Annotated in this window: 29 protein-coding genes and 1 tRNA gene; 15 read left to right on the top strand and 15 right to left on the bottom strand. The window is 72.1% G+C overall.

The features are described 5' to 3' along the window. Position 1 precedes the first annotated feature (1 nt). Entirely contained in the window at positions 2–400 is a 399-nt protein-coding gene (locus tag ACFQGU_RS11770) for an SRPBCC family protein (RefSeq protein ID WP_386766871.1), read from the bottom strand. 118 nt (positions 401–518) lie between these two features. Here ACFQGU_RS11770 and ACFQGU_RS11765 point away from each other — a divergent pair, with 118 nt between their 5' ends. Both ACFQGU_RS11765 and ACFQGU_RS11760 read left to right on the top strand, forming a co-directional pair. Continuing rightward, complete coding sequence (locus tag ACFQGU_RS11765) at positions 519–1,046, top strand: DUF4916 domain-containing protein (RefSeq protein ID WP_386768261.1); 528 nt, start codon at positions 519–521, stop codon at positions 1,044–1,046. Between the two features lie 3 nt (positions 1,047–1,049). Further along, a complete protein-coding gene (locus ACFQGU_RS11760) occupies positions 1,050–1,553 on the top strand; it encodes a GNAT family N-acetyltransferase (protein WP_386766869.1) in 504 nt (167 codons plus the stop codon). Positions 1,554–1,555: 2 nt separating this feature from the next. Here the strand turns inward: ACFQGU_RS11760 and ACFQGU_RS11755 are convergent, their stop codons facing one another. The 8 genes from ACFQGU_RS11755 to ACFQGU_RS11720 form a co-directional block, all read right to left on the bottom strand. Beyond that, entirely contained in the window at positions 1,556–2,287 is a 732-nt protein-coding gene (locus ACFQGU_RS11755) for an ABC transporter permease (protein ID WP_386766867.1), read from the bottom strand. Then, on the bottom strand, positions 2,284–3,000 hold the full coding sequence (locus ACFQGU_RS11750; protein WP_386768259.1) for an ABC transporter ATP-binding protein: 717 nt from the start codon (positions 2,998–3,000) through the stop codon (positions 2,284–2,286). Before ACFQGU_RS11750 ends, ACFQGU_RS11755 begins: the two co-directional genes overlap by 4 nt. Before the next feature lie 64 nt (positions 3,001–3,064). Further along, a complete protein-coding gene (locus tag ACFQGU_RS11745) occupies positions 3,065–3,289 on the bottom strand; it encodes a DUF2277 domain-containing protein (protein WP_386766865.1) in 225 nt (74 codons plus the stop codon). 11 nt (positions 3,290–3,300) lie between these two features. Next, positions 3,301–3,930 (bottom strand): hypothetical protein, encoded by a 630-nt coding sequence (locus ACFQGU_RS11740; RefSeq protein ID WP_386766863.1) that lies wholly within the window; start codon positions 3,928–3,930, stop codon positions 3,301–3,303. Between the two features lie 33 nt (positions 3,931–3,963). After that, positions 3,964–4,344, bottom strand: coding sequence for a DUF1304 domain-containing protein (locus tag ACFQGU_RS11735; RefSeq protein ID WP_386766861.1), 381 nt, complete (start codon positions 4,342–4,344; stop codon positions 3,964–3,966). Positions 4,345–4,369: 25 nt separating this feature from the next. After that, complete coding sequence (locus ACFQGU_RS11730; protein ID WP_386766859.1) at positions 4,370–6,016, bottom strand: ABC-F family ATP-binding cassette domain-containing protein; 1,647 nt, start codon at positions 6,014–6,016, stop codon at positions 4,370–4,372. Positions 6,017–6,066: 50 nt separating this feature from the next. After that, on the bottom strand, positions 6,067–7,011 hold the full coding sequence (locus tag ACFQGU_RS11725) for a DMT family transporter (RefSeq protein ID WP_386766857.1): 945 nt from the start codon (positions 7,009–7,011) through the stop codon (positions 6,067–6,069). 166 nt (positions 7,012–7,177) lie between these two features. Next, positions 7,178–8,041, bottom strand: a complete 864-nt coding sequence (locus ACFQGU_RS11720; RefSeq protein ID WP_386766855.1) for a trypsin-like serine protease — start codon at positions 8,039–8,041, stop codon at positions 7,178–7,180. Positions 8,042–8,233: 192 nt separating this feature from the next. Between ACFQGU_RS11720 and ACFQGU_RS11715 the strand changes: the two genes are divergently transcribed. From ACFQGU_RS11715 to ACFQGU_RS11690, 6 genes are all read left to right on the top strand, one after another. Beyond that, positions 8,234–8,752 carry a flavodoxin family protein gene (locus tag ACFQGU_RS11715; protein ID WP_386766853.1) on the top strand — a complete coding sequence of 173 codons (519 nt, stop codon included), beginning with the start codon at positions 8,234–8,236 and terminating at the stop codon, positions 8,750–8,752. Positions 8,753–8,794: 42 nt separating this feature from the next. After that, positions 8,795–9,553 carry a GNAT family N-acetyltransferase gene (locus ACFQGU_RS11710; protein WP_386766851.1) on the top strand — a complete coding sequence of 253 codons (759 nt, stop codon included), beginning with the start codon at positions 8,795–8,797 and terminating at the stop codon, positions 9,551–9,553. An 86-nt stretch (positions 9,554–9,639) separates the two neighbouring features. After that, positions 9,640–11,421: a polysaccharide pyruvyl transferase family protein gene (locus ACFQGU_RS11705; protein WP_386766849.1), complete on the top strand. Its 1,782-nt coding sequence runs from the start codon at positions 9,640–9,642 to the stop codon at positions 11,419–11,421. Positions 11,422–11,473: 52 nt separating this feature from the next. Further along, the gene (locus ACFQGU_RS11700) at positions 11,474–12,361 is read left to right on the top strand and encodes a hypothetical protein (protein ID WP_386766847.1); all 888 of its coding nucleotides are present in this window, start codon (positions 11,474–11,476) and stop codon (positions 12,359–12,361) included. After that, positions 12,354–13,142, top strand: coding sequence for a glycosyltransferase family 2 protein (locus tag ACFQGU_RS11695; protein WP_386766845.1), 789 nt, complete (start codon positions 12,354–12,356; stop codon positions 13,140–13,142). The genes ACFQGU_RS11700 and ACFQGU_RS11695 overlap by 8 nt, the downstream gene beginning before the upstream one ends. A gap of 121 nt (positions 13,143–13,263) precedes the next feature. After that, complete coding sequence (locus ACFQGU_RS11690; RefSeq protein ID WP_386766843.1) at positions 13,264–13,851, top strand: hypothetical protein; 588 nt, start codon at positions 13,264–13,266, stop codon at positions 13,849–13,851. An 11-nt stretch (positions 13,852–13,862) separates the two neighbouring features. Here the strand turns inward: ACFQGU_RS11690 and ACFQGU_RS11685 are convergent, their stop codons facing one another. Then, positions 13,863–14,834, bottom strand: coding sequence for a zinc metalloprotease (locus tag ACFQGU_RS11685; protein WP_386766841.1), 972 nt, complete (start codon positions 14,832–14,834; stop codon positions 13,863–13,865). Positions 14,835–14,979: 145 nt separating this feature from the next. Further along, positions 14,980–15,066: transfer RNA gene (locus ACFQGU_RS11680), tRNA-Leu, on the bottom strand. A gap of 96 nt (positions 15,067–15,162) precedes the next feature. On the opposite strand from ACFQGU_RS11680, the gene ACFQGU_RS11675 reads away from it, so the two are divergent. Next, positions 15,163–16,515 (top strand): M20/M25/M40 family metallo-hydrolase, encoded by a 1,353-nt coding sequence (locus tag ACFQGU_RS11675; protein WP_386766839.1) that lies wholly within the window; start codon positions 15,163–15,165, stop codon positions 16,513–16,515. 89 nt (positions 16,516–16,604) lie between these two features. Here ACFQGU_RS11675 and ACFQGU_RS11670 read toward each other — a convergent pair whose 3' ends face one another. The 3 genes from ACFQGU_RS11670 to ACFQGU_RS11660 form a co-directional block, all read right to left on the bottom strand. Then, positions 16,605–16,805 (bottom strand): DUF5703 family protein, encoded by a 201-nt coding sequence (locus ACFQGU_RS11670; RefSeq protein ID WP_386766837.1) that lies wholly within the window; start codon positions 16,803–16,805, stop codon positions 16,605–16,607. Between the two features lie 144 nt (positions 16,806–16,949). Next, positions 16,950–17,936, bottom strand: coding sequence for a hypothetical protein (locus ACFQGU_RS11665; protein ID WP_386766835.1), 987 nt, complete (start codon positions 17,934–17,936; stop codon positions 16,950–16,952). Further along, positions 17,921–18,898: an aldo/keto reductase gene (locus ACFQGU_RS11660; RefSeq protein WP_386766833.1), complete on the bottom strand. Its 978-nt coding sequence runs from the start codon at positions 18,896–18,898 to the stop codon at positions 17,921–17,923. Before ACFQGU_RS11660 ends, ACFQGU_RS11665 begins: the two co-directional genes overlap by 16 nt. A gap of 171 nt (positions 18,899–19,069) precedes the next feature. Between ACFQGU_RS11660 and ACFQGU_RS11655 the strand changes: the two genes are divergently transcribed. Together ACFQGU_RS11655 and ACFQGU_RS11650 are read left to right on the top strand one after the other, a co-directional pair. Further along, positions 19,070–20,119 (top strand): LLM class F420-dependent oxidoreductase, encoded by a 1,050-nt coding sequence (locus ACFQGU_RS11655; protein WP_386766831.1) that lies wholly within the window; start codon positions 19,070–19,072, stop codon positions 20,117–20,119. Continuing rightward, positions 20,119–20,940, top strand: a complete 822-nt coding sequence (locus tag ACFQGU_RS11650) for an undecaprenyl-diphosphate phosphatase (protein ID WP_386768257.1) — start codon at positions 20,119–20,121, stop codon at positions 20,938–20,940. Before ACFQGU_RS11655 ends, ACFQGU_RS11650 begins: the two co-directional genes overlap by 1 nt. A 7-nt stretch (positions 20,941–20,947) precedes the next feature. Here ACFQGU_RS11650 and ACFQGU_RS11645 read toward each other — a convergent pair whose 3' ends face one another. Next, positions 20,948–21,970 carry a magnesium and cobalt transport protein CorA gene (locus ACFQGU_RS11645; protein WP_386766829.1) on the bottom strand — a complete coding sequence of 341 codons (1,023 nt, stop codon included), beginning with the start codon at positions 21,968–21,970 and terminating at the stop codon, positions 20,948–20,950. A 48-nt stretch (positions 21,971–22,018) separates the two neighbouring features. On the opposite strand from ACFQGU_RS11645, the gene ACFQGU_RS11640 reads away from it, so the two are divergent. The 4 genes from ACFQGU_RS11640 (at position 22,019) to mshC (ending at position 25,472) form a co-directional block, all read left to right on the top strand. Next, positions 22,019–22,744 carry a histidine phosphatase family protein gene (locus ACFQGU_RS11640; protein ID WP_386766827.1) on the top strand — a complete coding sequence of 242 codons (726 nt, stop codon included), beginning with the start codon at positions 22,019–22,021 and terminating at the stop codon, positions 22,742–22,744. Between the two features lie 36 nt (positions 22,745–22,780). Beyond that, complete coding sequence (locus ACFQGU_RS11635) at positions 22,781–23,338, top strand: DUF3090 domain-containing protein (RefSeq protein ID WP_386766825.1); 558 nt, start codon at positions 22,781–22,783, stop codon at positions 23,336–23,338. A gap of 4 nt (positions 23,339–23,342) precedes the next feature. Beyond that, complete coding sequence (locus tag ACFQGU_RS11630) at positions 23,343–24,170, top strand: SCO1664 family protein (RefSeq protein WP_386766823.1); 828 nt, start codon at positions 23,343–23,345, stop codon at positions 24,168–24,170. Between the two features lie 63 nt (positions 24,171–24,233). Next, positions 24,234–25,472 carry a cysteine--1-D-myo-inosityl 2-amino-2-deoxy-alpha-D-glucopyranoside ligase gene (gene mshC / locus ACFQGU_RS11625; protein WP_386766821.1) on the top strand — a complete coding sequence of 413 codons (1,239 nt, stop codon included), beginning with the start codon at positions 24,234–24,236 and terminating at the stop codon, positions 25,470–25,472. Positions 25,473–25,489 lie beyond the last annotated feature (17 nt).

Raw genomic sequence — 25,489 nt, 5'->3', positions numbered from 1 at the left:
CTCATTTCTTCGGGGGTCGCACCAGGCTCTCGAGCGAGATGCGCGCGACCGGCGCGTAGGTCATGACGGCCGCGGCCGGCCCTTCCACCTCGAGCGCCGTGCTGGTGCCGCCGCCGATGCGGGCCTCGCTGCGGTGGTCGAGATGCATCCTCACCGGCCCGGCGGCGATGTCCCAGGCCCAGCGGTGGGCCCCCTCGTCGTACTCGACGACCTCGAAGCTCGCGCCGATGTTGGGGATCACCCCGAAGACGATGCCGGTGACGCCGACCGCGAGCCGCTCCGCCGAGCACTCCACGCGCCGGATCTGCGGTGCCCAGGTGGTCCACAGCGCGGGGACCGAGTAGCGCTGCCAGACCAGGTCGAGGTCGGCGGCGCCGTCGGCGCGCAGGGTCAGTCGCATGCGCCCATCCTGCCTCGCGCCACCTCCCGGTGCCTGCTGAGGGCCGGTCGGCGCGCCGCCTGCCGGGTCGCGCCACGCGCGGCCGCCAGAGCGCCGTACGGTGGAGCCCGTGAGCGAGATGACCGACGCCCGCGCAGGGTGGCTTCCCCACGACGACCTCGAGCAGGCGCGCGACCGCGTCCCCATGGTGTACGTCGAGGCGTTCCCCGTCCGCGTCGACGACCGCGGGGTCGTCGTCTCCGTCGGGCTGCTGCTGCGGGCCATGCCCGACGGCTCGATCAGCCGGGCGCCCGTGTCGGGCCGCGTCCACTACGGGGAGCGGGTGCGCGACGCCCTCGTCCGTCACCTCGAGAAGGACCTCGGCGCCATGGCGCTGCCGCAGCTGCCGACGGCGCCGCAGCCGTTCACGATCGCCGAGTACTTCCCGGACCCGTCCGTCACGGGCTACCACGACCCGCGCCAGCACGCCGTGTCGCTCGCCTTCGTCGTGCCCGTGAGCGGGGACTGCGTGCCGTCGGCATCGGCGCTCGACCTCCAGTGGATGACCCCCGAGGAGGCGGCGGGCGAGGGTGTGGCCGTCGAGATGACCGGTGGCCAGGATCGCCTGCTGCGGCTCGCACTGGCTCACGTCGGCGTCCTCCCCTAGCGCGTGCCGACGCGCATCGTCACCGCGCGGCTGGTCCTCGAGGCGCTGACCACGGCCGAGGCTGCCGCGATCAGGGCCGACGACAGGAGCGGCCGGTCGTGGGCCGACGACTACCCGACCGAGGGCGACCGAGTCGTCGCCGCGGTGGTGGGGGAGGCCGGCGACCACTACGACGAGGGCACGGCGCTCGGCCCGCTGCAGATCCGGCTGGGATCCACCGGGGAGGCCGTGGGCGGCGTCGGATTCCTGTCCGCCCCGGACCCCGACGGCGTGGTCGAGGTGGGCTACGGGCTCGCCGATTCCGTGCAGGGCAACGGGTATGCCACCGAGGCGCTGTCGGCGGTGGTCGGCTGGGCGGTCGCGCACGGCGTGGTCGCCGTCGAGGCGATGACCGCACCCGACAACGTCCCCTCGCACCGGGTGCTCGAGCGCTGCGGCTTCGAGCGCGCAGGCGAGATCGACACCGACGAGGGTCGGCTGCTGCGCTGGCTGCGCCGCCTGCGCTGAGATCAGGGCGTACGGCGCCGGAGCGTGGCCGCACCGGCTGCGAGCAGGCCGAGGGCCATCACGACGATGACGACGACGTCGACCCAGAAGCGCGTGTCCGGGACGGCCTCGGTCGCGACGTGGTTCATCGCGTTGATCGCGTACGTGAGCGGCAGCAGCCACGAGAACCACTCGAGCGCCGCGGGCAGTTGGTCGGTCGGCACGAGCAGGCCGCAGATGAGCAGCTGCGGGATGAGCACCACCGGCATGAACTGCACGGCCTGGAACTCGGTCTGCGCGAAAGCGCTCACGAAGAGGCCGAGCGCGGTGCCGATGAGGCCGTCGATCACGGCGACGAGCACCACGAGCCAGGCGGAGCCGGCCACCTCGAGCCCGAGGAGCCGGAAGCTCACGGCTCCGACCAGCAGGGCCTGGACGATCGCGAGGCCGCCGAACGCCAGTGCGTAGCCGAAGACGAAGTCGCCCTTGCCGATCGGCATCGACAGCAGCCGTTCCAGCGTGCCGCCCGTGCGCTCGCGCAGGGTGGCGACCGACGTAGTCAGGAACATCACGAGCATCGGGAAGACGCCGAGCAGCGGGGGAGCCCACGACTGGAACGCCGGGTCGGGGAGGATCCACGCGAGCAGCGCGAGCAGCAGCATGGGCACGACGAGGATCAGCGCCACCGTCCGGTGGTCGTGCCGCAGCTGACCCAGCACGCGTCGCGCGGTGCCGATCGTGCGGGCGGCGGTCATGACCGCCCTCCTTCGATGAGGGCGAGGAAGGCCGACTCCATGTCGGCCGCGCCGGTTCGCTCGAGGAGGGCGTCCGGCGTGCCGTCGGCGAGCACGTGACCCTCCCGCATGAGGACCAGGCGCTCGCACCGGGTGGCCTCGTCCATGACGTGGCTCGACACCAGCAGGGTCGCGCCGTCGGCCGCGAGCCGGTGGAACAGCGCCCAGAGGTCGCGGCGCAGCACGGGGTCGAGCCCCACGGTCGGCTCGTCGAGCACGAGCACCTCCGGCTCGTCGAGCAGCGCGGTGGCCAGCGAGACCCTGCTCAGCTGCCCGCCCGAGAGGCGGTTGACGAGCCGGTCGGCCTCGGCGCGCAGGTCGACCGCGTCGATGGCCCGGTCCACCGCGCCGTCTTCGGCGCCGAGGATGCTCGCGAAGTAGCGCAGGTTGCCGCGCACCGTGAGGTCGCCGTACACCGACGGAGCCTGGGTCACGTAGGCGACGCGGGAGCGCAACGACGGCGAGCCCGCCGGCTCGCCCAGCACGAAGACCGAGCCCGACTCGACGATCTGCACCCCGACGATCGAGCGCATGAGGGTCGTCTTGCCGCATCCGCTCGGCCCGAGCAGCCCGGTGACCTGGCCGGTGGGCACCGCCAGGGTCACCTGGTCGAGCGCGGTGACCCCGCCCCGCACGACGGTGAGGTCGCGCACCTCGACGGCCGCGCCCTGCATCAGGTGATCGGCGGAGTGGCTCACGTCTCGACGCTAGTCCTCACCGGGGCCGCGTGGCCCGGTGTCAGTCCGAGACGACGGGCCGCTGCCGGACGACGACGCCCTCGAGCAGCGTGGCGGTCGCCCGGGCCACCTCGTCCACGGCCCGGTCGAAGGCCTCCTTGTTGGCCGCCGACGGGGCGCGCATGCCGGCGATCTTGCGCACGTACTGCAGCGCCGCCGCGTGCACGTCGTCGTCGGTCACGTCGTCGGCGTACGGCGGGCGCAGGGTCTTGATGCTGCGGCACATGACGGGTCCTCTCAGGCCAGGGCAGGGGAGCCGCGGTCGACGAGCCCGACGTCGGCGAGCGCGGCGGCCACCAGCGCGTCGTGCCGTCCCTCGGCGAGATCGCCAAGGGGGTCGGACGTGAAGTCGAGCAGCTCGTCGTACGGCAGGCCGAACGCAGCACGCATCGCGAGCAGACGGCGGCGCTCCGGATCGTGGAGGTCGACCAGCACGCGCGACGCCACGGACATGTGCCGGACCCGCCGGATGCGACGAGGCAGCACGACGGCGAGGAGGACGAGGATGGGCAGGGTCGCGGTCACGATGCCGACGATGCGGGCCACCGCGAACACGGCGTCCTCGCCCGACTGGCCGAGCTCGGCGAGGTTGCCGCCCGTGCCGTCGCCGGCACCGGCGATCGCGTTGCCGATCGACTCGCCGACCACAGGCACGCCCGACACCGCGTCGGCGACGGACTGGAAGCCGCCCTCGACGGTCAGCCCTGCTTCCTTCACGCCGGTGGCGAGGACGGAGAGGGAGCCGACGGCGTCGTGGACGAACTTCCCGACCCAGACGAAGAGGACGATCAGCAGGACGACGACGACGTCGGACGCGATCTGCTTGCGTCGCTGCTCCGGGACCTCGCTGTAGACGCGGATGCTCATGCCCGGGAGGCTACGACCTCAGACCACCGGTCGTCAGAGGACCGCGGCGAGGACGAGCGCGAGCAGGGGAAGCAGGCCCTGTACGAGCGCGCCGCGCGCCATGCGGGGGCGGGCGACCACGAGCACGAGTGCCGCGGCCACCATGCAGGCGCAGCAGAAGACGACGAGCGTGGGCCCCTGCGGCTCCCAGCCGCGGACCGTCCCGACGACGCCGACGAGGGTGCCGATCGCGAGGAACAGGTTGTAGAAACCCTGGTTGAGCATCGAGAACGACAGCGCCTCGACCTCGGCCGGATCCTTGATCCCGAACGTGCGGTGCGCGAACGGCTTGCGGAACAGCACGCTCTCGAGCAGGAAGAAGTACACGTGCAGCAGACCCGCGAGCGCGGCCAGCACCAGGGAGATCGTCGGCATCCGCACACCGTACGGCGCGAGCCGCCTACCCGGGGTCGATCTCGCTGACGCGGCCGCCGTCCACGTGCCAGCGCCGCGTCAGCCGCACGGTGTCGAGCATCCGGCGGTCGTGGGTGACGAGCAGGACCGTCCCGGGGAACGATTCCAGCGCCTCCTCGAGCTGCTCGATCGCCGGGAGGTCGAGGTGGTTGGTCGGCTCGTCGAGCACCAGCAGGTTGACCCCGCGCGCCTGCAGCAGCGCGAGTGCCGCGCGGGTGCGCTCGCCCGGCGAGAGCGACGACGCCGTACGACCCACGTGGTCCTTGCCGAGACCGAACTTCGCGAGCAGCGTGCGCACCTCAGCGGTCGGCCAGTCGGGCACCTCGCGGGCGAACGCGTCGACGAGCGGCTCGTCGCCCTCGAACGCGGCGCGCGCCTGGTCGACCTCGCCCACCACCACGCCCGACCCGAGGCCGACCATGCCCGAGGTCGGCGGGGTGCGGCCGAGCAGGAGCGCGAGCAGCGTCGACTTGCCGGCGCCGTTCGGGCCGGTGACCGCGACGCGGTCGCGGACGTCGAGCTGCAGGTCGACGGGCCCGAGGGTGAACGACCCGCGCGACACCGTGGCGTTGCGGGCGGTGGCCACGACGGCACCGGAGCGGGGGGCGCTGGCGATCTCGAACTGCAGCACCCACTCCTTGCGCGGCTCGTCGACGACGGCGAGCCGCTCGAGCGCCTTCTCCGTCTGGCGTGCCTTGGCCGCCTGCTTCTCGGTCTGCTCGGTGCGGAACTTGCGGCCGACCTTGTCGTTGTCGCGCTGCTTGCGTCGGGCGTTCTTCACGCCCTTCTCCATCCACGCGCGCTGCATGCGGGCTCGGGCCTCGAGCTCGCCGCGGCGCCCCGCGTAGTCCTCGTACGCCTCGCGCGCACGGCGTCGCGCGACCGAGCGCTCGTCGAGGTACGACTCGTAGCTGCCGCCGTACGTCGTGACCCGTTGGAGGCTGCGGTCGATCTCGACCACGCTCGTCACGGTCCGCGCCAGGAACTCGCGGTCGTGGCTCACCACCACGACGGGTGCCTCGAGCCCCTCGACGAACTCCTCGAGCAGGTCGAGGCCGTCGGGGTCGAGGTCGTTGGTCGGCTCGTCGAGGAGGTAGACGTCGTACCGCGACAGCAGCAGCGCGGCGAGCCCCACCCGGGCCGCCTGACCGCCCGACAGAGCGGTCATCTCGAGGTCGAGGTCGACGTCGAGCCCGATGTCGTCGACGACGACGGCGAGGCGCTCGTCGAAGTCGGCGCCGCCGAGGGCGAGCCAGGTCTCGAGCGCCTCGGAGTAGCGGTCGTCCGCGCCGGGGGTCCCGTCGGCCAGCCCCTGCGCCTCGGCGTCCATCCGGGCCAGCGACTCCACCACGCCGGTGCGCCGCTCGAGCTGCTGGCGGACCGTCTCGCCGTCGGGCCGCTCGGCCTCCTGGACGAGGTAGCCGATGTGCGCCGTGGACGGCGACAGCGTCACGGTGCCGGCGTCGGGCCGGCGCTCACCAGCCAGGATCCGCAGCAGCGTGGACTTGCCGGCTCCGTTCGGGCCGACGAGGCCGACGACGTCGCCGGGCGCCACGACGAGGTCGAGGCCGGAGAACAGCTCGCGGTCGCCGAAGGCGGCCGCCAGGCCTCGGGTCTGCAGGGTGGCGCTCATGGCGCCCATCCTCGCCTGCGGCCGCGCGTGCTGCCGCACGGGTATTGCCGCTACGGCGTGGTGACGTCGGTCGGGTCGGCCGTGGCGGCAGGCCTGGCGGCAGATGTGGTCGGTCGGGTCGCCCAGTAGGAGCCGAGCAGGACCAGCGGGAATCCGACGAGGGTGCCCCACGTGAGCGGCTCGGACAGCACGACGAGCCCGAGCAGGACGGCGACGGCCGGGTTGAGGAAGGTGATCACCGTCGCGCGCACCGGGCCCGCGGTGGCGATGAGCTCGAAGAAGAGCACGAAGGCCAGAGCCGTGCAGACGAGCGCGAGCACCAGGATCGAGCCGACGACCGAGGGCGACGGCAGGCCTTGCGACATCTCGCCGATCGTGAACGGCAGGTAGAGCACCGCGACGATCGTCAGCGACACCGCGATGACGCCGATCGACGGCACGTGCCGCAGCTTGCGGTCGGCGATCGCCGGGGCGACGGCGTACAGCGCCGCCACCGCCAGCAGCTCGAGCACGCTCAGGGCGTCGGCGTGACCGCCGAGGGAGTCCAGGCCCACGAGCGCTCCGACGCCGACGAACCCGGTCGCGAGACCGAGGACCCGGACCCGCGCCAGCGCGTGCCGGTCGCCGAGGAGCCAGGCGAGCAGCGTGCCGAACATCGGGACCGCCGCGATGACCAGGCCGGCGAAGCCGCTCGACACCCGGATCTCGGCGTGGCCGATGAGCACCCAGGGGATCGCCATCTCCAGCACGCCGAACGCGGCGACGTACGGCCAGGAGCGCAGCGCCGGGCGCAGGGCGCCGGCGCGCGCCGCGAGCGGGAGCAGGACGAGCGCAGCCAGCAGCGTGCGCATCCCCGCCAGGGCGACGGGGGACACCTCGACGACCGCGATCTTGATGAAGAGGTACGGGATCCCCCAGATCACCGCCATCGAGGCGAAGAGCACCCAGGCGCGCCGGCTCATGTGCGCGGGGGCGGTGCTGGGGATGTCGGTCACCGGGGGAGCGTACGGGTCCGGCGCGACGGCGTACCGGCGGGAATCGGCCGTCCCGTCGAGCTCGGCAGGACCACTGCGCAGGTCGTCCGGATCCCTGCGTCAGAGCACCCCGGAGACGGTTACGGGCGGCACAGAGGACCTGTGCCGCCCGCAACCGTGCGTGGACCTAGGAGGCGAGGACGCCCTCGGCCTGCAGGAACTGCTGCACGCCGGGGATGTCGACGCGCTGGTATCCGCCGATGTAGCGGCAGTTCTGGGTGAGGCCGTAGCTCGTCACCGTCACGAGGTAGCCCGAGATGAACGACGGTCCGCCCGAGTCGCCGAAGCAGGTGCCTCCGGTGCCGCGGGTGTCGTTGATGTTGCCGTTCATCTGCACGATCTGGTCGGTCATCTTCTGACCGGGCGAGAGCGCGACGCGCCGGATGAGCGGGTAGCTCTGCGGCGTCGGCTTCTGGGGTCCGACGTCGCTCTTGCGCACCTCGGTGCCATAGCCCACGAGCTCGAAGAGCGTCTTGCTCAGGATGTTCGCCGGTCGGTAGGCCTCGAGGAAGTTCTCCGGGGCGATGGTCGCCGGAGTGATGCCCGCGACGGCGCTGGTCAGGTGGACGACGGCGACGTCGTTCCAGGTGTCGAGGTCGGTGAAGTTCGAGTAGTCCGGGTGCGCGACGGCCTGACCGATGTAGAAGCCGGTCTTGCCCTCGATGTCCGACTCGGCGTAGCCGGCCGCGGGGTCGGCGGCGGTCGGCAGACCCGACGGCGGTGCCTCGGCGATCACGGACGAGAACGTGACGATCGTGAGCCCGTCGGTCGCGACGCAGTGGGCCGCGGTGATGAGCGTGGTCGGGTTCACGAGCGTGGCGGTGCAACGGTAACGACCGCCGTCCTCGTAGAACAGGATCACGCCGACGTTCGGGTGACCTTCACCGTCGGGGTTCCCCCCGGTGATGGCCGCCGATGGTGCTGCAGCTGTCGCCACGACGACGGCGGTGGCCGCCAGCGCTGCGATGCCGCCACGAAGGATGTTGCGCATGTGATGCCTTCCCTCCTGCGGGCCGAACTGGTCCCGACCGTCGGGACGTTAACCGCCAGGTACCCCGCCCGGGCAGGTTCGACCGGTGGCGCAGGTCACAGTCCGGCCTCGGGTCGGGTGACCGAGCAGACAGGTCGAGCCGGGCCACGCGAGCGGAGGCGGGTGGAGGATGGAGGCGAAGGGGAGGCAGTCATGACCACCCTGGTCGTCTACGAGTCCATGTTCGGCAACACGCGGGAGATCGCGCAGGCGGTGGCGCGCGGTCTCGCGCCCAGGGGCAGCGTCGAGGTGCTCGAGATCGGCGAGCTCCGCGACCTTCCGTCGGACCTCGAGCTGCTCGTCGTGGGCGGCCCGACGCACGCCTTCGGGATGAGCCGCCCGCAGTCGCGCCAGGACGCGCGCACCAAGTCCCCGGACGGCGAGGTCGTGAGCGACGGGGCCGGCCTCCGCGAGGTGCTCGCCGGGCTGCACCGGCTGCGCAAGCCGATCCCGGCAGCGGTCTTCGACACCAAGGTGCGCAAGCCTCTCACCGGCTCGGCGGGCAAGGGCGCCGCGAAGGCGCTGAAGGCTGCTGGCTTCCGGCTGATCGCCGACCCCGAGGACTTCGGGGTCCAGGGCACCATGGGTCCGCTCGAGCCCGGCGAGGTCGAGCGCGCCGAGGCCTGGGGAGCCCACCTCTCGACGCTGCTCGCGTCCGCGTCTCAGCACTGAATCCGTGCGCACCCGGCGGCGCGTCGCTGCCAGGGTGGGTGCGTGCACATCACCCCCGAGCTCCTGCGCGCGGCGCATGCCGACGCGTGGCAGGTCGAGGGCGAGCTGCGGCGCCCGCACGGCGGCGACGCCATCGAGCTCCCCGGCGCACGGCTGATGTGCAGCGGCCTGGCCCACCCCCAGTGGAACAGCGGCGACGTCGACGACCCTGCGCTCGTCGACCTCGGCCAGGTGGCGGCCTGGTACTCCGACCGCGCAGCGGCGTGGGGGCTGCGGCTCCCGGTCGGCTGCCCCTGGCCGCACGGACGACGCATCCTCACCAAGCCGCTCATGGGGCGGGACCTGTCGGACCTTCCTGTCGCTCCGGCCGTGCCCGGCCTCGACCTGCGGATGGTGACCGCGGACGACCTCGACGCCGTGCTGTCGATCGACTCGGCGGCCTTCGGGTCGGACCCTGTCGTCGAGGCGCCGTGGTGCGGGCCGCACCTCGCGGACCCGCGGGTCGACGTGCTCCTGGGCGTGCTCGACGGCGTCCCGGTCGCCACGGGGTACGGCGTGCGCAGCGACGGGCGAGCCGGCCCCGCGACGCACGTGGGCGGGATCTGCGTGCTGCCGGAGCACGAGGGTCGCGGCGTCGGGACGGCGGTCACGGCGGGGCTGCTGACGATGGCGGCCGGGGCCGGGGCACGTCTCGCGCACCTCGAGCCCGAGACGCCCCGGGCGGCTTCGGTGTACCGCCGACTGGGTTTCGTCGAGCTGCCGGGTATCGACATCTACCTCGACAACGCCGCACCCGCGTGACGATCACCACGTCGCGGGGTGCGAAACCTGCGGCCGCGGCGTCGCGGAGCCGTGGGAGGGCCTGTCGCGCCGTGTAGATTCGGCCCGTGCCGCATCGCGACGTCGTCGTCTGTTCCTTCCACACCCCGGATGAGTACTACGCCGGGCATGCCCGGGAGCTGGCGCAGCAGCTGGACTCGCTCGGCGTCCGCTACGAGCTGCTCGAGGTCGAGAAGCGCGAGGGCGACGACTGGGCCGACATCACCCGGCGCAAGATCGGCTTCATCCACGGCGTGTGCCAGAGGCACCCGGACTCCATGGTCATCTGGATCGACGTCGACTGCCGCATCACGCACCTGCCGGACTACGTCCGCGACACCACCGCCGACTTCATCGGCTTCCAGCGCAGCTTCCGGTCGCCCATGCAGATCGGGTACGCCAACCGCACGCGCTTCTGGGAGCCGTCGTTCTGGGGCGTGGCCGCGTCGCCGCTCGGGCGCAAGCTGATCGACGACGCGTACGCGCTCGAGCAGCGCTCCGACCTCAAGGCGACCGACGACTACTTCCTCGAGGAGGCGTGGCGCGCGAACGCGCACAACCTCACGTTCCAGATGATCTCCTCGACCGCGATCGTGCGCGAGGACAAGGAGACCGGTGATGCCGGACGGCCTCCCTTCTTCGTCTTCGGGTCCAGCGGCAACGTCGCCGAGTTCAAGGGCAAGGTCGTCCAGCACGGCTCGAAGAAGAAGGTCGGCGCCCGCAAGAAGATGCTCGCCCAGGCGAAGAAGATCGAGGCCTCGCTGCCCGACGACGCCCGGCAGCGGCTGCGTCGCCTCTCCGACACGGTCGGGATCACCGGCGCCCTGACCGCCGACACCGTCCGGGTCATCGACCCCGTCCGCGCCACCTGCGTCGGGGACATGCTCTCGGCCGGGATGACGGGCGACCCGATCGCCTTCGCCGCCGCCCGCAAGAAGTTCGACAACGCCTACATCGTCGGCCCGGCCGAGGACGCATCCTTCGAGGTTTCCGAGGCGTTCCTCGAGTACGCCGCCCGGGACAGCCCCCTGTCGCTGCGGCTCGCCTGGTGGGTCAAGCCCTTCCCGGGCAACTTCGGCGACTGGCTCAGCCCGCTCGCGGTGGCGTCGGCCACCAGCGCCAACATCAAGTTCCAGAACGTCACCGACGCCACCAAGAAGCCCCATCTGGTGGCGCTCGGCTCGATCGGTCGCTTCATCAAGCCGAGCTCGGTCGTGGTCGGCACGGGCGTGTCGACCACCGACCTCCAGCTCGCCACGAAGGCGACGTACATCTCGATGCGCGGGCCCATCGCGGCGAGGGTGCTGCGGGCGTCCGGGGGCCCCGCGGTCACCGCGTTCGGCGACCCGGGTCTGGCGCTCTCGCGGTTCGTGCCGCTGGAGCGCGCCGCGACCAACGGGCGCGTCGCGTTCGTGCGCCACTTCACCCACCGGCCCATCCCGATGCAGCTGCCCGAGCACGTCGACGAGCTCGACGTCCGGATGAGCCGCCGCGAGGACATCGAGGCCTTCCTCGGGAACCTCGTGCAGTACGACTACGTCATCACGAGTGCGATGCACGTGATGATCGCCTGCCAGAGCTACGGCATCCCCTGCGGTCTCGTGACCTTCGAGGGCTTCGAGGACAACGTGCACGGCGAGGGGATCAAGTACGAGGACTACGCGCTCGGGGCCGACGTGGAGGTGGCGAACCCGCAGGCGGTGCCGTTCGACCTGCGCCACAGCGACCTGAGCGTCCTGGTCAAGGACATCCGCGTCAGCGAGGCGAAGAAGGACGAGGTGCAGGAGCACCTGCGCGCCGCCGTCGCGACCGTGCTCGCCGCGTCGTCCAAGCAGAAGAGCAAGGTCTGAGGCATCGTGGTGCCGGACCCGCACCGGGTTCGGCTGCCCACGACGAAGAAGGATGATGGCTAAGAAGCGCTCGCTGCTCCCGTCGCGCAAGGCGCTGCGGGAGCTCCTGCGCGACCCGTGGCAGATCGCGATCATCGCCCTGGCCCGCTCGCTGCGGAACACGTACCAGCTGATGATCCCGAAGGGCAAGGACCGCGGGATGCTCCTCACCCTGGTCGCCCTCGGCGCCTTCATCCCGGTCACGGAGCTGTTCGTCACCAAGCTCTTCACCGACGTCATCACCCAGGAGCGCAAGGGTGCCCAGCTCTCGGATATCGCCGTCCAGCTCGTCATCTTCTTCGCGCTCTTCCTGCTGACACGCGTGGCGCACTACGCGCAGCGCATCTACCGCGTGCAGTTCTTCGACACGGTCTTCAAGAAGGCGGGGCGCAGCAGCGGCGGCGCAACCGCCAGCTGGGAGTGGGCTCTCGGCCTCGAGCTCGTCAACGTGCTCTCGTTCGCGACCCAGCTCATGGTGATCGCGATCTTCATCGCGGTCCTCGCGCCCATCTACGGCGCGCTCAACTTCCTGCTGATCATCATCCTGTTCGAGGTGGTCAGCCGGCTGTTCAAGCACCAGATGGCCGCGCAGATCCGCTATGTCGAGCAGCGCGACAAGAAGGTCGTCGTCCCGGCGTACGACAAGCTCCGCTCGCGCATCATGAGCGCCGAGGTCGGCACCCTCATCGCCTCGGTCGGCATGGTGATCCTGCTCGCCGGCCTGATCCTGTTCAGCATCAACGGCTACGTCAGCATCGCCAACACGGTCGTGCTGTTCCTCGCCGCCCGCCTGCAGAACGGCACCATCGCGAGCATGTCCGGCGCGATCATGCGCTACGCCCGCTCGGTGGCCAACGCCCAGCTCAAGGCGAAGGACAGGGACGACGACGAGGATGACTGAGCCCGTCGCCGCCCGCGTGACGCTCGGCTACTCCACCACCGCCGACCGCGTGCGCAACGTCGCGCCGCCGCCTGAGGATCCGCTGCTCGCCGTGATCGTCTCGGTGCAGAACCCGTCCGAGACCGACTGGCGCTCGACCCTGCCCGAGTCGCTGACCGCGCGCGGCGACGTGACCTTCTTCGAGCAGGTCGCGTGGGGCGTGGCCAAGAGCCGCAACCTTGTGCTCGACGCCGCAGAGACCGAGTACCTCCTGTTCGCGGACGACGACGTCGAGTTCGACTGGCCGGGGATCCTCGAGGGGCTCGCGCTGCTCGACGCCGACCCGGGCGCCGGCATGCTCCTGGCCGCTGCGCGCGACGAGCACGGCCGGCTACGCAAGGACTACCCGGCGTCCGTCGTGCCGCTGACGCTGCGCAACAGCGGGAAGGCGGCGACGTACGAGATGCTGGTGCGGGTGCCGGATGTCCGAGCCCGGGGGATCCGCTTCGACGAACGGTTCGGCGCCGGGGCGGAGAACTACCTGGGCGACGAGTACATCTTCTGCGCGGACCTGCTGAAGGCCGGCGGCCGGGGCCTGCACGGGCCCGTCGTCGTCGCCATGCACCCGGACGACAGCTCGGGCTCGCGCTGGGGCACCGACGCCGACAGGCGGGCGCGTGCGGTGATCTTCGACCGCGTCTTCGGATGGAAGGCCCCGGCCGTTCGCCTCGCCTTCGGCCTGCGGCGCCGGGCCGAGCTGGGCGGCGTCGGGGGAGCGCTGCGCTTCACCCTCGGCCGCTGACCGGCGCTCCTCTCCGGACACCGGGACACCTGACCCTGCGCCTGGCTACCGTGGACGGGTCAGCCGACCCTCGGAGGCAGTGGTGCGTGCTCGCCGTACGGCGTCCGTCCTCGCTGTTGCCGTGCTCATCGCTGTGGTGCTCGCCCCGACGGCCGCCGAGGCCACGGTCTCGGACGGCGGCGTCGGCACCACCATCACGACCGTCATCGGGCCGCTGGCCCCCGCCCGCTACACCGGCCCGGCGTTCGTGATCGGCGACTCCGTGCTGCTCGGGGCTCGCACCTGCGTGGCAGCGAAGGCCTGGTCGTACGACGCGAAGGGCAGCCGGCAGGCGCTCGCGGTCCGCGATGTGCTGGCGTCCATGGGCTCGCGCGTGCCGCATGTCGTCGCCGTCCACGCGGGCACCAACGGCGGCGTCACCGACGCGCAGATCGACGCGATCATGAAGGTGCTGGGTCCCAAGCGCATCGTGGTGTGGGTGACCATCCAGCTGCCGAACGACGGGCGCTACTCGCACGAGGCGCGCAGCAACACCTCGATCCGCCAGGCGACGCTGCGCTACCCCAACGCACGGCTCGCGGACTGGAACGCGAAGTCCGAGGCCCACCTGTCGACCTGGACCTGGTCGGACCACATCCACCTGCAGCCCGCAGGCTGCCGCGCGTTCGCGAGCTTGATCGACACGGTGGGACGGGCCGCTACCGCCTGACGTCGACGCTGCTACCCGCCCGCTCGGTACGTCGTCCAGAGCGACTGCATGCGCGCGGTCTGTCCGCTCGTGAACTGGAACATGCAGGAGTCGTCGCTGTAGTCCATGAAGTTGGTGATGGGGTCGGCGCCAGCATTCCGGGCGCACGTGTCACGGCCGACAGGGCAGCCGTACGCCGGACTCTTCTCCTGGGGCGTGTCGCTGACATAGTCGTTCGTCTTCGTGCACCCGCCCTGGAACGTGTGGTACAGCCCGAGCCAGTGGCCGACCTCGTGCGTCGCGGTGTCGCCCAGGTTGTACGGAGTCGCCGTACCGCCGGGGAGCGACGAGTAGAGCACCACGACGCCGTCGGTCAGCGGGCTCGTGGTGTAGCTGCTCGGGAAGGTGGCCCAGCCGAGCAGGCCACCTCCCATGTTGTTGTAGTAGATGTTCAGGCTGGCGGCGCCGCCGCGGTGCAGCGCCGTCTTCATCTGCTTCTCGGCCGTGGTGCCGTTCGTGGCGGTGTACCACGCGTCGTTCGCAGTGGTGTCGGTCGACGCGACCGCGAACTGGAAGTCGCTCTGCGCATAGGCCGCGTTGAGCACCGCGATCTGGTCGTCCATCTGCTTCGTCGTCGGTCCGCCCGTGCCGTTGGCCTTGACGATCACGTGCACGTACGTGGTGATCGTCACCGGTGTGGTCGCTGCCGCGGTCGCGAAGCCCCCGCCGCCTCCGCCGGTCAGCCCGCGTGCGAACTGGGCGCGCGCGGTCTGCGCCTCGATGGCACGCACGGCATCGGCGCTCAGCGCGTTGGGGTCGTGGGACCCGGCCCCCTTCCTCACCTTCAGCGCAGTGTCGCCCGAGGAGCACTCCTCTGCGGCGGTCGAAGTGGCGGCGCCCCGCGCACCGAGACTGATCGCGCCGACGTTGGCAGCAGCGGCGACGGGCACGATCAGGGCGAGCACGCTCGTCGTGGCGATCGCGACACGGGTGGAACGGAGCACGGGGCCTCCCGGGGTGACGCGGCCGCGCGGCCGCGCGACCACGGTAGGGGCGTAGGTGCGTCGGCACCACCACCCGCCCGGGGGACGTTGCGACGGTGCCCGCCGGACGACGAAGGCCCCGACCTCGCGGTCGGGGCCTTCGTGGTGGTGTCCGAGGGGGGACTTGAACCCCCATGCCCTTTCGGGCACTAGCACCTCAAGCTAGCGCGTCTGCCTATTCCGCCACCCGGACACGTCGGCCTGCCGGTTTCCCGGCTTGCGCGACCTCGGAACTATACAACTGGACCGGCTCACCCCTGAAATCGGGCGCGTGGTCCACGATGGGCCTGTGACCGAGCCCAGCACGAGCCTGCTGCCCGAGCCGCTGCCCGACGCCGAGGCGGAGGTGGTCGAGCTCGCGCGGGATCTCATCCGCATCGACTCCAGCAACTACGGCGACGGCAGCGGTCCCGGCGAGGCCGAGGCGGCGTCGTATGTCGCGGAGCGCCTGCGCGAGGTCGGCTACGACCCCGAGGTGTTCACGTGCGGGCAGCCGGGGCGCGACGGCGTCGTCGTGCGGATCCCGGGGCGCGACCGCACCCGTGGCGCGCTGCTCCTGCACAACCACCTCGACGTCGTGCCTGCTGCGGCGGACGACTGGTCGCACCCGCCGTTCGCCGCGGAGATCGACGACGACCTCGGCGTCCCGATGATCTGGGGGCGCGGGGCGGTCGACATGAAGGACATGTGCGCGATGTCGCTCGCGACGGCGCGGTCGTGGGCACGCAACGGGGTGCAGTCCGAGCGCGACGTCGTCCTCATGTTCCTGCCCGACGAGGAGGCCGGCGGGCACATCGGCTCGCACTGGCTGGTCGAGCACCGGAAGGACATGTTCGAGGGCGTCACCGAGGCGGTCGGCGAGGTCGGCGGCTTCTCGATGACGATCCGCGACGACCTCCGGCTCTACCTCGTGCAGACGGCCGAGAAGGGCATCGGGTGGATGCGGCTGAAGGCCTCGGGCCGCGCGGGCCACGGCTCGATGCTCAACGACGACAACGCCGTCACGGCGCTGTGCGAGGCGGTGGCGCGTATCGGGGCGATCGACTACCCCGTGCACGTGACCCCCGCGGTGCGCGACTTCCTCGCCATGCTGTCCGACGCCACCGGGGCCGACCTGGACCCCGACGACATGCAGGGCACGCTCGCCAAGCTCGGGCCGATGGCGCGCCTCGTGGGCGCGACGCTCAAGAACACGGTGAACCCGACGATGCTGTCGGCCGGCTACAAGGCCAACGTCATCCCCGGGCACGCGGAGGCGGCTGTCGACATGCGCTTCCTCCCCGGCTACGAGGAGGAGGCCTTCGCCCGCATCGACGAGGCGCTCGGCGACAAGGTCGTGCGCGAGTTCATCAACCACGACATCGCGCTCGAGACGAGCTTCGACGGGCCGTCGATCGATCTCATGGCCGCGGCGCTGAAGGCGGAGGACCCACACGCGGTGGCCGTGCCGTACATGCTGTCGGGCGGTACGGACGCCAAGGCCTTCAGCACGCTCGGCATCCGCTGCTACGGCTTCGCGCCGCTGAAGCTGCCTCCGGCGCTCGACTTCGGCGCGCTGTTCCACGGCGTCGACGAGCGTGTGCCGGTCGACGCGATCACCTTCGGCACCCGAGTGCTGGGCCGCTTCCTCCGCGCCGTCTGACCGATCCTGACGCTGCACGTTTCGGCCCTTGGGTCGATCACGGCAGTTGAACTGCCTCCGGTGACCCGTAGTCGTGATCTTGGTCGGGGTCAGGCCGTGCGTACGGCGCGGAGCACGCGGCGGCGGAGCCAGACCCGGCGTCGGCCGTCCGGGTAGAGGCGCAGGCGGGCGAGCTCCCACGACCCGTGCTCGGCGAGCTCGGTGAGGGCCGCTCGGGCGGCGTCGCGCGCCGTGCCGCGCGGCAGGGTGATCTCGCGGTACTCCCACGTCGAGGCCCTGGTCGCGGACATGGCAGCCATTGTGCGACAGGTACGCCGCCGGCACGTGCAGCGGGGGAGCACGGCGTACGGCGCGCCGCCCCCAGGATCACGAGTACGGGTCAGAACGTGCAGCTGAACTGCCGTGATCGACCCTAGGGGTGCAGAGGTGCGGGGTCAGCCGGCGAGGAGGGCGGCCAAGCGGGTGCGGCGCGGGCGGTCGGGCGAGGCGGAGATCGCGGCGGTGAAGGTCGCCGGATCGCCGCCGTGCACGACCGACACGTGCTTCTCGCCCGCGACGAGGCCCGCGTAGACCAGGGCGCGGGTGAACGCCGGCCCGGGCGGCCCGAGCACGAGGACCGCGGCGTCCCACCCCCGATCGAGCGGACCGGTCAGGGGGACGACGGCGCCCGTGCCCTCGAGCGCCGCCGCCACCGCAGCGGCGTCGAGCGACCCGGGCGCGAGGAGCACGGCGACCTCGGAGGCCGGTAGGCCGAACGCGCGCGGGATGGAGGTGCCGACGAGCTGGCCGACGCGCACGAGCGCCTCGTCCGGGCCCGACACGCGCACCTCCACGATGCTGCGGTCGTCCGGGCTGGTGCCGAACCAGTGGCCCGCGGCGATGTCGGTGCGGGCGCGGGCGAGCGCCGTACGGGCCGGGGGAGCGGTGGCCTTGAGCACCGGGCAGACGCCGGACGACGCGAGGTCGAGCGCCACAGCGCCCGGCACCGCCGCGAGAGGGAGCGCCGGGTCGAGCGAGAGGGCCAGCACCGCCTCCTCCGGCAGGTCCTCGACCGCCGCCAGCACGTCGTCGATGCCCAGCCTGTGGGCGTCGTCGAGGGCCACCGCCGGCACCCCTCCGAGGGCCGTGGCGAGGGCCTGCGCCCGGCCGACGGCGAGCTGCCCCACGACGACGGCGAGCCGGTTGTCCGCAGCCAGCCCCGCGAGCCCGTCCGCGAGCATCTCCTCGGACTCGGCGAGGTCGATCAGGGCCAGCGCCGGCGCTCCGCGCCACTCGACCTCGAGCGCGTCGCCGTCCGCGAGCGCACGGTCGACGTCGGACTCCGTGCAGCTGCGCAGCACGACGTCGACGGGCAGCACGGTGTGCCCCGCGCGCGCGGCAGCCGTGAGCAGGTCCCGGACGGCGCTCAGCGCTGGTTCCATCCGTGGTCGGGATAGCTGCGCTCGGGCGCCGACACCTCGTCGAGGGCGGACACGATCTCGTCGGGCAGCGTGAGGTCCTCGACGGTCAGCGCTCCGCGCAGCTGAGCAGCCGTGCGCGCCCCGATGATCGGCGCGACCACGCCCGGCCGGTCGCGCACCCAGGCGATCGCCACCTCGAGCGGGGCGACGCCGAGCCCCTCGGCGGCGGTGCACACCGAGTCGACCACGGAGCGCGACGACGGGTCGAGGTACGGCGCCACGAACGCCGAGAAGTGCGACGACGCTCCACGGGAGTCGGCGGGCGTGCCGTGCCGGTACTTGCCGGTGAGGACGCCGCGACCGAGGGGCGACCAGGGGAGCAGGCCGAGGCCGGCGTCTGCGGCGGCGGGGACGACCTCGCGCTCGATGCCGCGCTGCAGCAGGGAGTACTCGACCTGGGTCGACACCAGCGGCGAGCCGCCGGGCTTCGCGGCCTGGAGCGCCGCTGCCTTGGCGGTCTGCCACCCGCTGTAGTTGCTGATGCCGGCGTACCGCACCTTGCCCGAGGCGACGGCGGCGTCGAGCGCCGACAGGGTCTCCTCGAGCGGGGTCTGCCCATCCCACGCGTGCAGCTGCCAGAGGTCGACGTAGTCGAGGCCCAGGCGGACCAGCGATGCGTCGAGCGCGCGCAGGAGGTGCCCGCGCGAGGCGTCGAAGCGGCGGGCGGCACCACCACGGGACACCGCCTTGGTGGCGACGACGACGGAGTCGCGGCCGACCTCGGCGACGAGCCGTCCGACGATCTGCTCGGACATGCCGTCGGCGTACACGTCGGCGGTGTCCACGAGGGTGCCGCCCTGCTCGACGAAGGCGAGGAGCTGGTCGCGGGCCTCGTGCTCGTCGGTGTCGCGGCCCCAGGTCATGGTGCCCAGCGCGAGGCGGGACACCTGCAGTCCTGATCGGCCGAGGGGACGGAGCTCCATGGGCCCCGACAGTAGTGCCCCGGAGCGTCGCTTCCCGCGCGACGAGCCGGGCGCCAGGCCACGCCGGGTGCGTCATCGGGCCCAGCCCCCGGTTAGGCTCGGAGGAGCCGCGGGATCCCTGTCGGCGACCACCGGCACGAGCCGGACCTCCGACCTCGGAAGGCGAGCCGCATGCGTCTCGGCATCAATCTCGGGTACTGGGGCGCGGGCAACGACGCCGACAATCTCGCCCTCGCCCGCGAGGCCGACCGGCTCGGGTACGCCGTGGCGTGGGCGGCCGAGGCCTACGGCTCGGACGTCGTCAGCGTGCTGGCATGGGTGGCGGCGCAGACCGAGCGGATCGACGTCGGTTCCGCCATCTTCCAGATCCCTGCGCGGACCCCGGCGATGACGGCGATGACCGCCGCCACCCTCGACACTCTGTCGGGCGGCCGGTTCCGCCTCGGGCTCGGCGTCTCGGGACCGCAGGTGTCCGAGGGCTGGCACGGCGTGCGTTTCGACAAGCCGCTCGCGCGCACCCGCGAGTACGTGGCCATCGTCGAGAAGGCCCTGCGCCGCGAGCGCGTCAGCTTCGACGGTGAGTTCTTCACGCTGCCCCTCCCGGACGGGCCGGGCAAGGCCCTCACCCTCACCGTGCACCCGGTGCGCGAGCACATCCCGGTCTACCTCGCCGCGATCGGTCCGAAGAACCTCGAGCTCACCGGCGAGATCGCCGACGGCTGGCTCGGCATCTTCTTCTCTCCTGAGCACGCGTCCGAGCACCTCGCCTCGATCTCGGCCGGCCGCGCCAAGGTCGGGAAGACCCTCGAGGGGTTCGACGTCGTCCCGACGGTGCCCATCGCGTACGGCGACGACGTCGTCGCCTGCGCCGATGCCATGCGCGGCTACAGCGCTCTCTACATCGGCGGCATGGGCAGCCGCGAGAAGAACTTCTACAACCAGCTCGCCGTGCGGATGGGGTACGAGGCGGAGGCCGCCGAGGTGCAGGACAAGTACCTCGACCGTGACTACGCCGGCGCCGGCGCCGCGGTGCCGTTCGAGTTCATCGACCGCACGTCGCTCATCGGCCCGCGCGAGCGGGTGCAGGAGCGGCTGCACGCGTACGCCGACGCCGGCGTGACCACGCTGACGATCGCGACGTACGCCGGCTCGCTCGACGAGCGGATCCAGACGCTGCGCACGACGGCCGAGGTGCTGGACGCGTCGGGCCTGGGCGAGTGATCGGCTGGTTCGAGGCGATCGTCCTCGGGATCATCCAGGGCCTCACGGAGTTCCTGCCGATCTCCTCGACCGCCCACGTGCTGCTGGCCAGCCGGCTCTTCGGCTGGGACGACCCCGGCGCAGCGTTCACCGCGGTCATGCAGATCGGCACCGAGGCAGCCGTCCTCATCTACTTCAGGCACGACATCGCGCGCATCGCGACGACCTGGGCTCGCTCCCTCGTCCGTCCGGAGCTTCGGGGGCACGTCGACGCCCGCATGGGCTGGTACGTGATCGTGGGGACCATCCCGATCGCGCTCATCGGCTTCCTGCTCCGCGACGTCATCTCGGGAGCGGCCCGCAACCTCTGGCTCGTCTCCGTCGTGCTCGTGGTGTTCGGCATCATCCTCGGGGTCGCTGACCGCTACGGACGCAAGACGCGGGAGATCTCCGATCTCGACGTCCGTTCGGGGATCCTGTTCGGTGTGGGCCAGGCGCTGGCGCTGATCCCCGGCGTCTCGCGCTCGGGTGCCACGATCTCGGCCGGGCTCTTCCTCGGGTTCACCCGCGAGGCGGCCACGCGCTATGCCTTCCTGCTCGCGATCCCGGCGGTGCTCGCGTCGGGCCTGTTCGAGGCACGGAAGATCGGTGAGGGCGGCGAGGTCGCCTGGGGCCCGACCCTCGTGGCCACGGGCATCGCCTTCGTCGTGGGGTACGCCGTGATCGCGTGGCTGCTGCGCTACATCACCACGCACTCGTACCGACCGTTCGTGATCTACCGCATCGTGCTCGGCTTGGCCATCATGCTGCTGCTCGTTACCGGGACGGTCACCGCCACGTGAGATGCGGTCAGAGCCAGCCGCTGCGCTTGAAGGCGCGGTAGAGGGCGAACATCCCGCTGAAGATCACGATCATCACGGCGGGATAGCCGAGATCCCAGCGCAGCTCGGGCATGTCGTCGAAGTTCATGCCGTAGATCGCGGCGATCGCCGTCGGGATGGCGGCGATCGCGACCCACGCGGAGATCTTGCGCATGTCCTCGTTCTGCTGGACGGCCTGCCGCGAGCGGGAGGCCTCGAGCGCCGCGCCGAGCAGGTTGTCGTGCTGCGTGGAGAGGTCGGCCGCGCGCAGCAGGTGGTCGCCGAGGTCGCGGTAGTACGGCCCGAGCACCTCGGGGATGGGGATGAGGCGCCCCCGGACGAGCGCGTCGGCCACCGGGGTGAGCGGCTCAACCGCCCGCCGCAGCTCGAGGTTCTCGCGCTTGAGCTTGTAGATCGTCGCGGCATCGTCGGTGCGCTCGGGCGAGAAGACCTGCTCCTCGATCTGCTCGATGTCGACGCCGAGCTCCTCGGCCACGGAGATGTAGCCGTCGACGACGACGTCGAGGATGCCGTGCAGCACGGCCAGCGGACCGGCCTGCAGCAGCTCGAAGTCGCCCTCGAGCCTCGAGCGCATGTCGCGCAGGTCGCCCGGCTCGCCCATGCGCACCGACAGCACGAACGACGGGCCGACGAAGACCGCGATCTGCCCGGTCTCGACGTCGGAGGTCTCCTCGACGTACCCGAGGATCTTGAACACAGCCGTCACGCGGTCGCCGTCGACCTCGACCTTGGCGCGCTGGGTGACCGACAGCGCGTCCTCGACGAGGAGCTCGTCGAGGCCGAGCACGTCTGCGGCACGGGTGAGCTCGGCGTGCTCGACGTTGCGCAGGCCGAGCCACACGAAGCTGTCCGGGCCGGCCTCCTTGGCCTCGAGCCAGAGCGACGCGAGAACGCGTGCGTCGTCGTCGTCGAAGGTCGTGCCGACCTCAATCGGCACCACGCCGTCGGGTCGCACCGTGCCGTCGCAGTAGAGCCCTACACCTCGGATCACGCCCCCATCGTGACAGCCTCCCGGCCCCGTGCCCCGTAGGGTCGGCGCATGGCGACGGTGATCCTCGTGCGGCACGGCAGGACCCCGGCGAACGCGGGCGGCGTGCTCGCGGGCTGGACCCCCGGCATCCACCTCGACGAGGTGGGGCGCGGGCAGGCCGAGGCGGTCGGTGCGCGGCTCCTGCCGGTGCCCCTCGCGGCCGTGGTCACCAGCCCGCTCGAGCGCACCCGCGAGACCGCGGAGCACCTGCTCGCCGGGCGGGACCCGGTGCCTGCCCTGCACGTCGAGGACCGCGTCGGGGAGTGCCGCTACGGCGACTGGACCAACCGCGAGCTCAAGACCCTGGTGAAGGAGCCGCTCTGGAAGGTCGTGCAGAGCCACCCCAGCGCCGCGGTGTTCCCGGGCGATGCGGGCGAGGGCCTCGCGGACATGTCGGCCCGTGCGGTGGCGGCGGTCCGCGACTGGAACGCCCGGCTCTCCGCCGAGCACGGCCCCGACGTGACGTTCGCCGTCGTCTCGCACGGCGACGTCATCAAGGCGATCGTCGCCGACGCCCTCGGGATGCACCTCGACGCCTTCCAGCGCATCACGATCGATCCCTGCTCGGTCACCGCGATCCGCTACACCGATCTCCGACCGTTCGTGCTGCGGCAGAACGACACCGGCGGCGACGTCGCGGGTCTGGTGCCGCCGAAGCAGAAGCCCGGACGCCGTCGTCGCGCCACCAGCTCGGACGCCGTGGTCGGTGGGGGAGCAGGCGCCGCGCCGCACTGAAGGGCAGCCGTCGCGGCACCGGGATAGGGTCGCGATGTGCGCCAGGTACACCTCTTCGACCAGCCGGACCGCTTCGTGGCCGGCACCGTCGGGCAACCCGGTGAGCGGCAGTTCTACCTGCAGGCGCGGGACGGCGCCCGGGTCGTGTCGGTCGCCCTGGAGAAGACCCAGGTGCAGGTGCTGGCCGAGCGGGTCGACGCGCTCCTCGACGAGGTGGTGCGCCGCACGGGCGGCGAGGCCTCCGTGCCCGCGACCGCGCCGATCGGCAGCGACGACCTCGACCCTCTCGACGTGCCGGTCACCGAGGAGTTCCGGGTCGGGGCCATGGGCCTCGGCTGGAACGGCGACACCGAGCTCCTGATCATCGAGGCGCACGAGGTGGTCGAGGACGAGGACGACGTGCCGGACCTCGAGGAGGACCCGGAGGAGGGGCCGGCCGTCCTGCGCGTGCGCCTGTCCGGCGCGCAGGCACGTGCGTTCTGCAAGCGGGCCCTGTCGGTCGTCGCCGCGGGTCGGCCGCCGTGCCCGTTCTGCAACCTCCCGCTCGAGCCCGGCGGGCACATCTGCCCGCGCGCCAACGGCTACCGACGCTGACGCCATGCTCACGACGGACGAGCTCCGCGAGGTTCTGACCCACGGCGAGCTCACGGTGCAGGGACGGCTCGTCGACGCCAGCAACGCCACCCTCCTCACGGTCTGCGCCCTCGACGGCGTCGAGCTGACCTGCGTCTACAAGCCCACGGCCGGCGAGCGCCCGCTCTGGGACTTCCCCGAGGGCACGCTCGGCATGCGCGAGGTCGCGGCGTACCTCGTCAGCGAGGCCCTGGGGTGGGACGTCGTGCCGCCGACCGTCTGGCGCGAGACCGGTCCGTACGGCGGCGGCATGGCGCAGGCCTGGGTCACGCCCGACGGCGGCGGCGAGATGGAGCCAGGGGGAGGGCTCGTCGACGTCGTCGACCGCGGCTCCACCCCGTCCGGCTGGCTCGAGGTGATCGATGCGCACGGCGACGGCGGGCGACCGGTGACCCTCGTGCACGCGGACGACGCCGACCTGCGCCGGATGTGCGTGTTCGACTCGGTCGTGAACAACGCGGACCGCAAGGGCGGCCACGTGCTCCGGGGCCGTGTGCAGCCCGAGGCCCCGCTCGGCACGTACGGCGTCGACCACGGCGTCTCGTTCAGCGAGGACGACAAGCTGCGCACGGTGCTGTGGGGCTGGGCGGGGAACGCGCTCGACGACGGGCTCGACGACGACCTCGACCGCCTGCTCGACCGGCTCGAGGGGGAGCTCGGGGGCGAGCTGTCGGAGCTGCTCACGCGCAAGGAGCTGGCACGCACCCAGCAACGGGTGATGCGGCGCATCCGGGAGGGCGCGTTCCCGCTCCCCGGCGACGGCTGGCCGTCGCTTCCCTGGCCCGCGTTCTGACGTCCGGACCGCCGGGACACCTCCAGGGCTTCCCGGCCAGGCGTTCGGCATAGGATCGCGCCCATGCACGCGTGGCCCGCACCCTCAGTCCCGTCGTTGCCGGGGAAGGGTCTCGCGCTCCGGCTGCACGACACCGCAACCGGCGAGGTCCGCGCCACCGCGCCCGGTCCGGTCGCCCGGATCTACGTCTGCGGCATCACGCCGTACGACGCGACGCACATGGGCCACGCGGCCACCTACGTCACGTTCGACCTCGTCCAGCGGGTGTGGCTCGACGCAGGGCACGACGTGGACTACGTGCAGAACGTGACCGACGTCGACGACCCGCTCCTCGCCCGCGCGCTCGAGACGGGCGACGACTGGATGGTGCTCGCCGACCGCGAGACCCAGCTCTTCCGCGAGGACATGGCCGCTCTGCACGTCCTCCCGCCGAAGCACTACATCGGCGCGGTGGAATCGATCCCCGCCGTGATCTCGTACATCGAGAAGCTGCAGTCGGCCGGTGCCGTGTACTCCGTCGACGGCGACCTCTACTTCCGCGTGCACGCCGACGAGCGGTTCGGGTCCGTCGCCGGGCTGTCCGAGGACCGCATGCTCGAGATCTTCGCCGAGCGCGGGGGCGACCCCGACCGCGCGGGCAAGCAGCACCCGCTCGACTGCCTCCTGTGGCAGCTCGAGCGCCCGGGCGAGCCGTCGTGGGACAGCCCGTTCGGCCGAGGGCGCCCGGGCTGGCACATCGAGTGCACGGCGATCGCCCTCGACCACCTCGCGTCGCCGCTCGACGTGCAGGGCGGCGGCAGCGACCTCGCCTTCCCGCACCACGAGATGGGTGCCTCGGAGGCGCATGTCGCCACGGGCGTCTGGCCCTACGCGCGCCACTACACGCACTCCGCCATGGTGCGTCTCGACGGCGAGAAGATGAGCAAGTCGCGGGGCAACCTCGCGTTCGTCTCGAAGCTGCGCCTCGCCGGCACCGACCCGTCGGCCATCCGGCTCGCCATCCTGGCGCACCACTACCGCACCGACTGGGACTGGACCGAGGCCGGGCTGGACGAGGCCGTCGCCCGGCTGGCGGCCTGGCGCGACGCCGTGGCTGCGCCGCAGGCCGCACCGGCGGGGGACGTGCTCTCGGAGGTGCGGGCCTGCCTCGCCGACGACCTCGACGCCCCCGGCGCGCTCGCGGCGATCGACCGCTGGGCCGAGGCCGCCCGGCTGCGCGGAGGCGCTGCGGGCCACGAGGACGCCACCGCCGGTCCGGTCGTCCGCGACCTGGCCGAGGCGCTCCTCGGCGTCACCCTCTGACTCGACGCGGACGGTCT

The sequence above is a fragment of the Longivirga aurantiaca genome (genome assembly GCF_042660085.1).
Taxonomy (GTDB): Bacteria; Actinomycetota; Actinomycetes; order S36-B12; family CAIYMF01; genus Longivirga; species Longivirga aurantiaca.
Note: the sequence above shows the minus strand (reverse complement) of the source record. Positions and strands in the feature narration are given on the sequence as shown.

Coding starts and splice junctions, on each gene's coding strand:
- ACFQGU_RS11770 (WP_386766871.1), bottom strand. CDS start 400: ATGCGACTGACCCTGCGCGCCGACGGCGCCGCCGACCTCGACCTGGTC.
- ACFQGU_RS11765 (WP_386768261.1), top strand. CDS start 519: ATGACCGACGCCCGCGCAGGGTGGCTTCCCCACGACGACCTCGAGCAG.
- ACFQGU_RS11755 (WP_386766867.1), bottom strand. CDS start 2,287: ATGACCGCCGCCCGCACGATCGGCACCGCGCGACGCGTGCTGGGTCAG.
- ACFQGU_RS11750 (WP_386768259.1), bottom strand. CDS start 3,000: ATGCAGGGCGCGGCCGTCGAGGTGCGCGACCTCACCGTCGTGCGGGGC.
- ACFQGU_RS11745 (WP_386766865.1), bottom strand. CDS start 3,289: ATGTGCCGCAGCATCAAGACCCTGCGCCCGCCGTACGCCGACGACGTG.
- ACFQGU_RS11740 (WP_386766863.1), bottom strand. CDS start 3,930: ATGAGCATCCGCGTCTACAGCGAGGTCCCGGAGCAGCGACGCAAGCAG.
- ACFQGU_RS11735 (WP_386766861.1), bottom strand. CDS start 4,344: ATGCCGACGATCTCCCTGGTGCTGGCCGCGCTCGCGGGTCTGCTGCAC.
- ACFQGU_RS11730 (WP_386766859.1), bottom strand. CDS start 6,016: ATGAGCGCCACCCTGCAGACCCGAGGCCTGGCGGCCGCCTTCGGCGAC.
- ACFQGU_RS11720 (WP_386766855.1), bottom strand. CDS start 8,041: ATGCGCAACATCCTTCGTGGCGGCATCGCAGCGCTGGCGGCCACCGCC.
- ACFQGU_RS11715 (WP_386766853.1), top strand. CDS start 8,234: ATGACCACCCTGGTCGTCTACGAGTCCATGTTCGGCAACACGCGGGAG.
- ACFQGU_RS11700 (WP_386766847.1), top strand. CDS start 11,474: ATGATGGCTAAGAAGCGCTCGCTGCTCCCGTCGCGCAAGGCGCTGCGG.
- ACFQGU_RS11695 (WP_386766845.1), top strand. CDS start 12,354: ATGACTGAGCCCGTCGCCGCCCGCGTGACGCTCGGCTACTCCACCACC.
- ACFQGU_RS11670 (WP_386766837.1), bottom strand. CDS start 16,805: ATGTCCGCGACCAGGGCCTCGACGTGGGAGTACCGCGAGATCACCCTG.
- ACFQGU_RS11665 (WP_386766835.1), bottom strand. CDS start 17,936: ATGGAACCAGCGCTGAGCGCCGTCCGGGACCTGCTCACGGCTGCCGCG.
- ACFQGU_RS11660 (WP_386766833.1), bottom strand. CDS start 18,898: ATGGAGCTCCGTCCCCTCGGCCGATCAGGACTGCAGGTGTCCCGCCTC.
- ACFQGU_RS11655 (WP_386766831.1), top strand. CDS start 19,070: ATGCGTCTCGGCATCAATCTCGGGTACTGGGGCGCGGGCAACGACGCC.
- ACFQGU_RS11640 (WP_386766827.1), top strand. CDS start 22,019: ATGGCGACGGTGATCCTCGTGCGGCACGGCAGGACCCCGGCGAACGCG.
- ACFQGU_RS11630 (WP_386766823.1), top strand. CDS start 23,343: ATGCTCACGACGGACGAGCTCCGCGAGGTTCTGACCCACGGCGAGCTC.
- mshC (WP_386766821.1), top strand. CDS start 24,234: ATGCACGCGTGGCCCGCACCCTCAGTCCCGTCGTTGCCGGGGAAGGGT.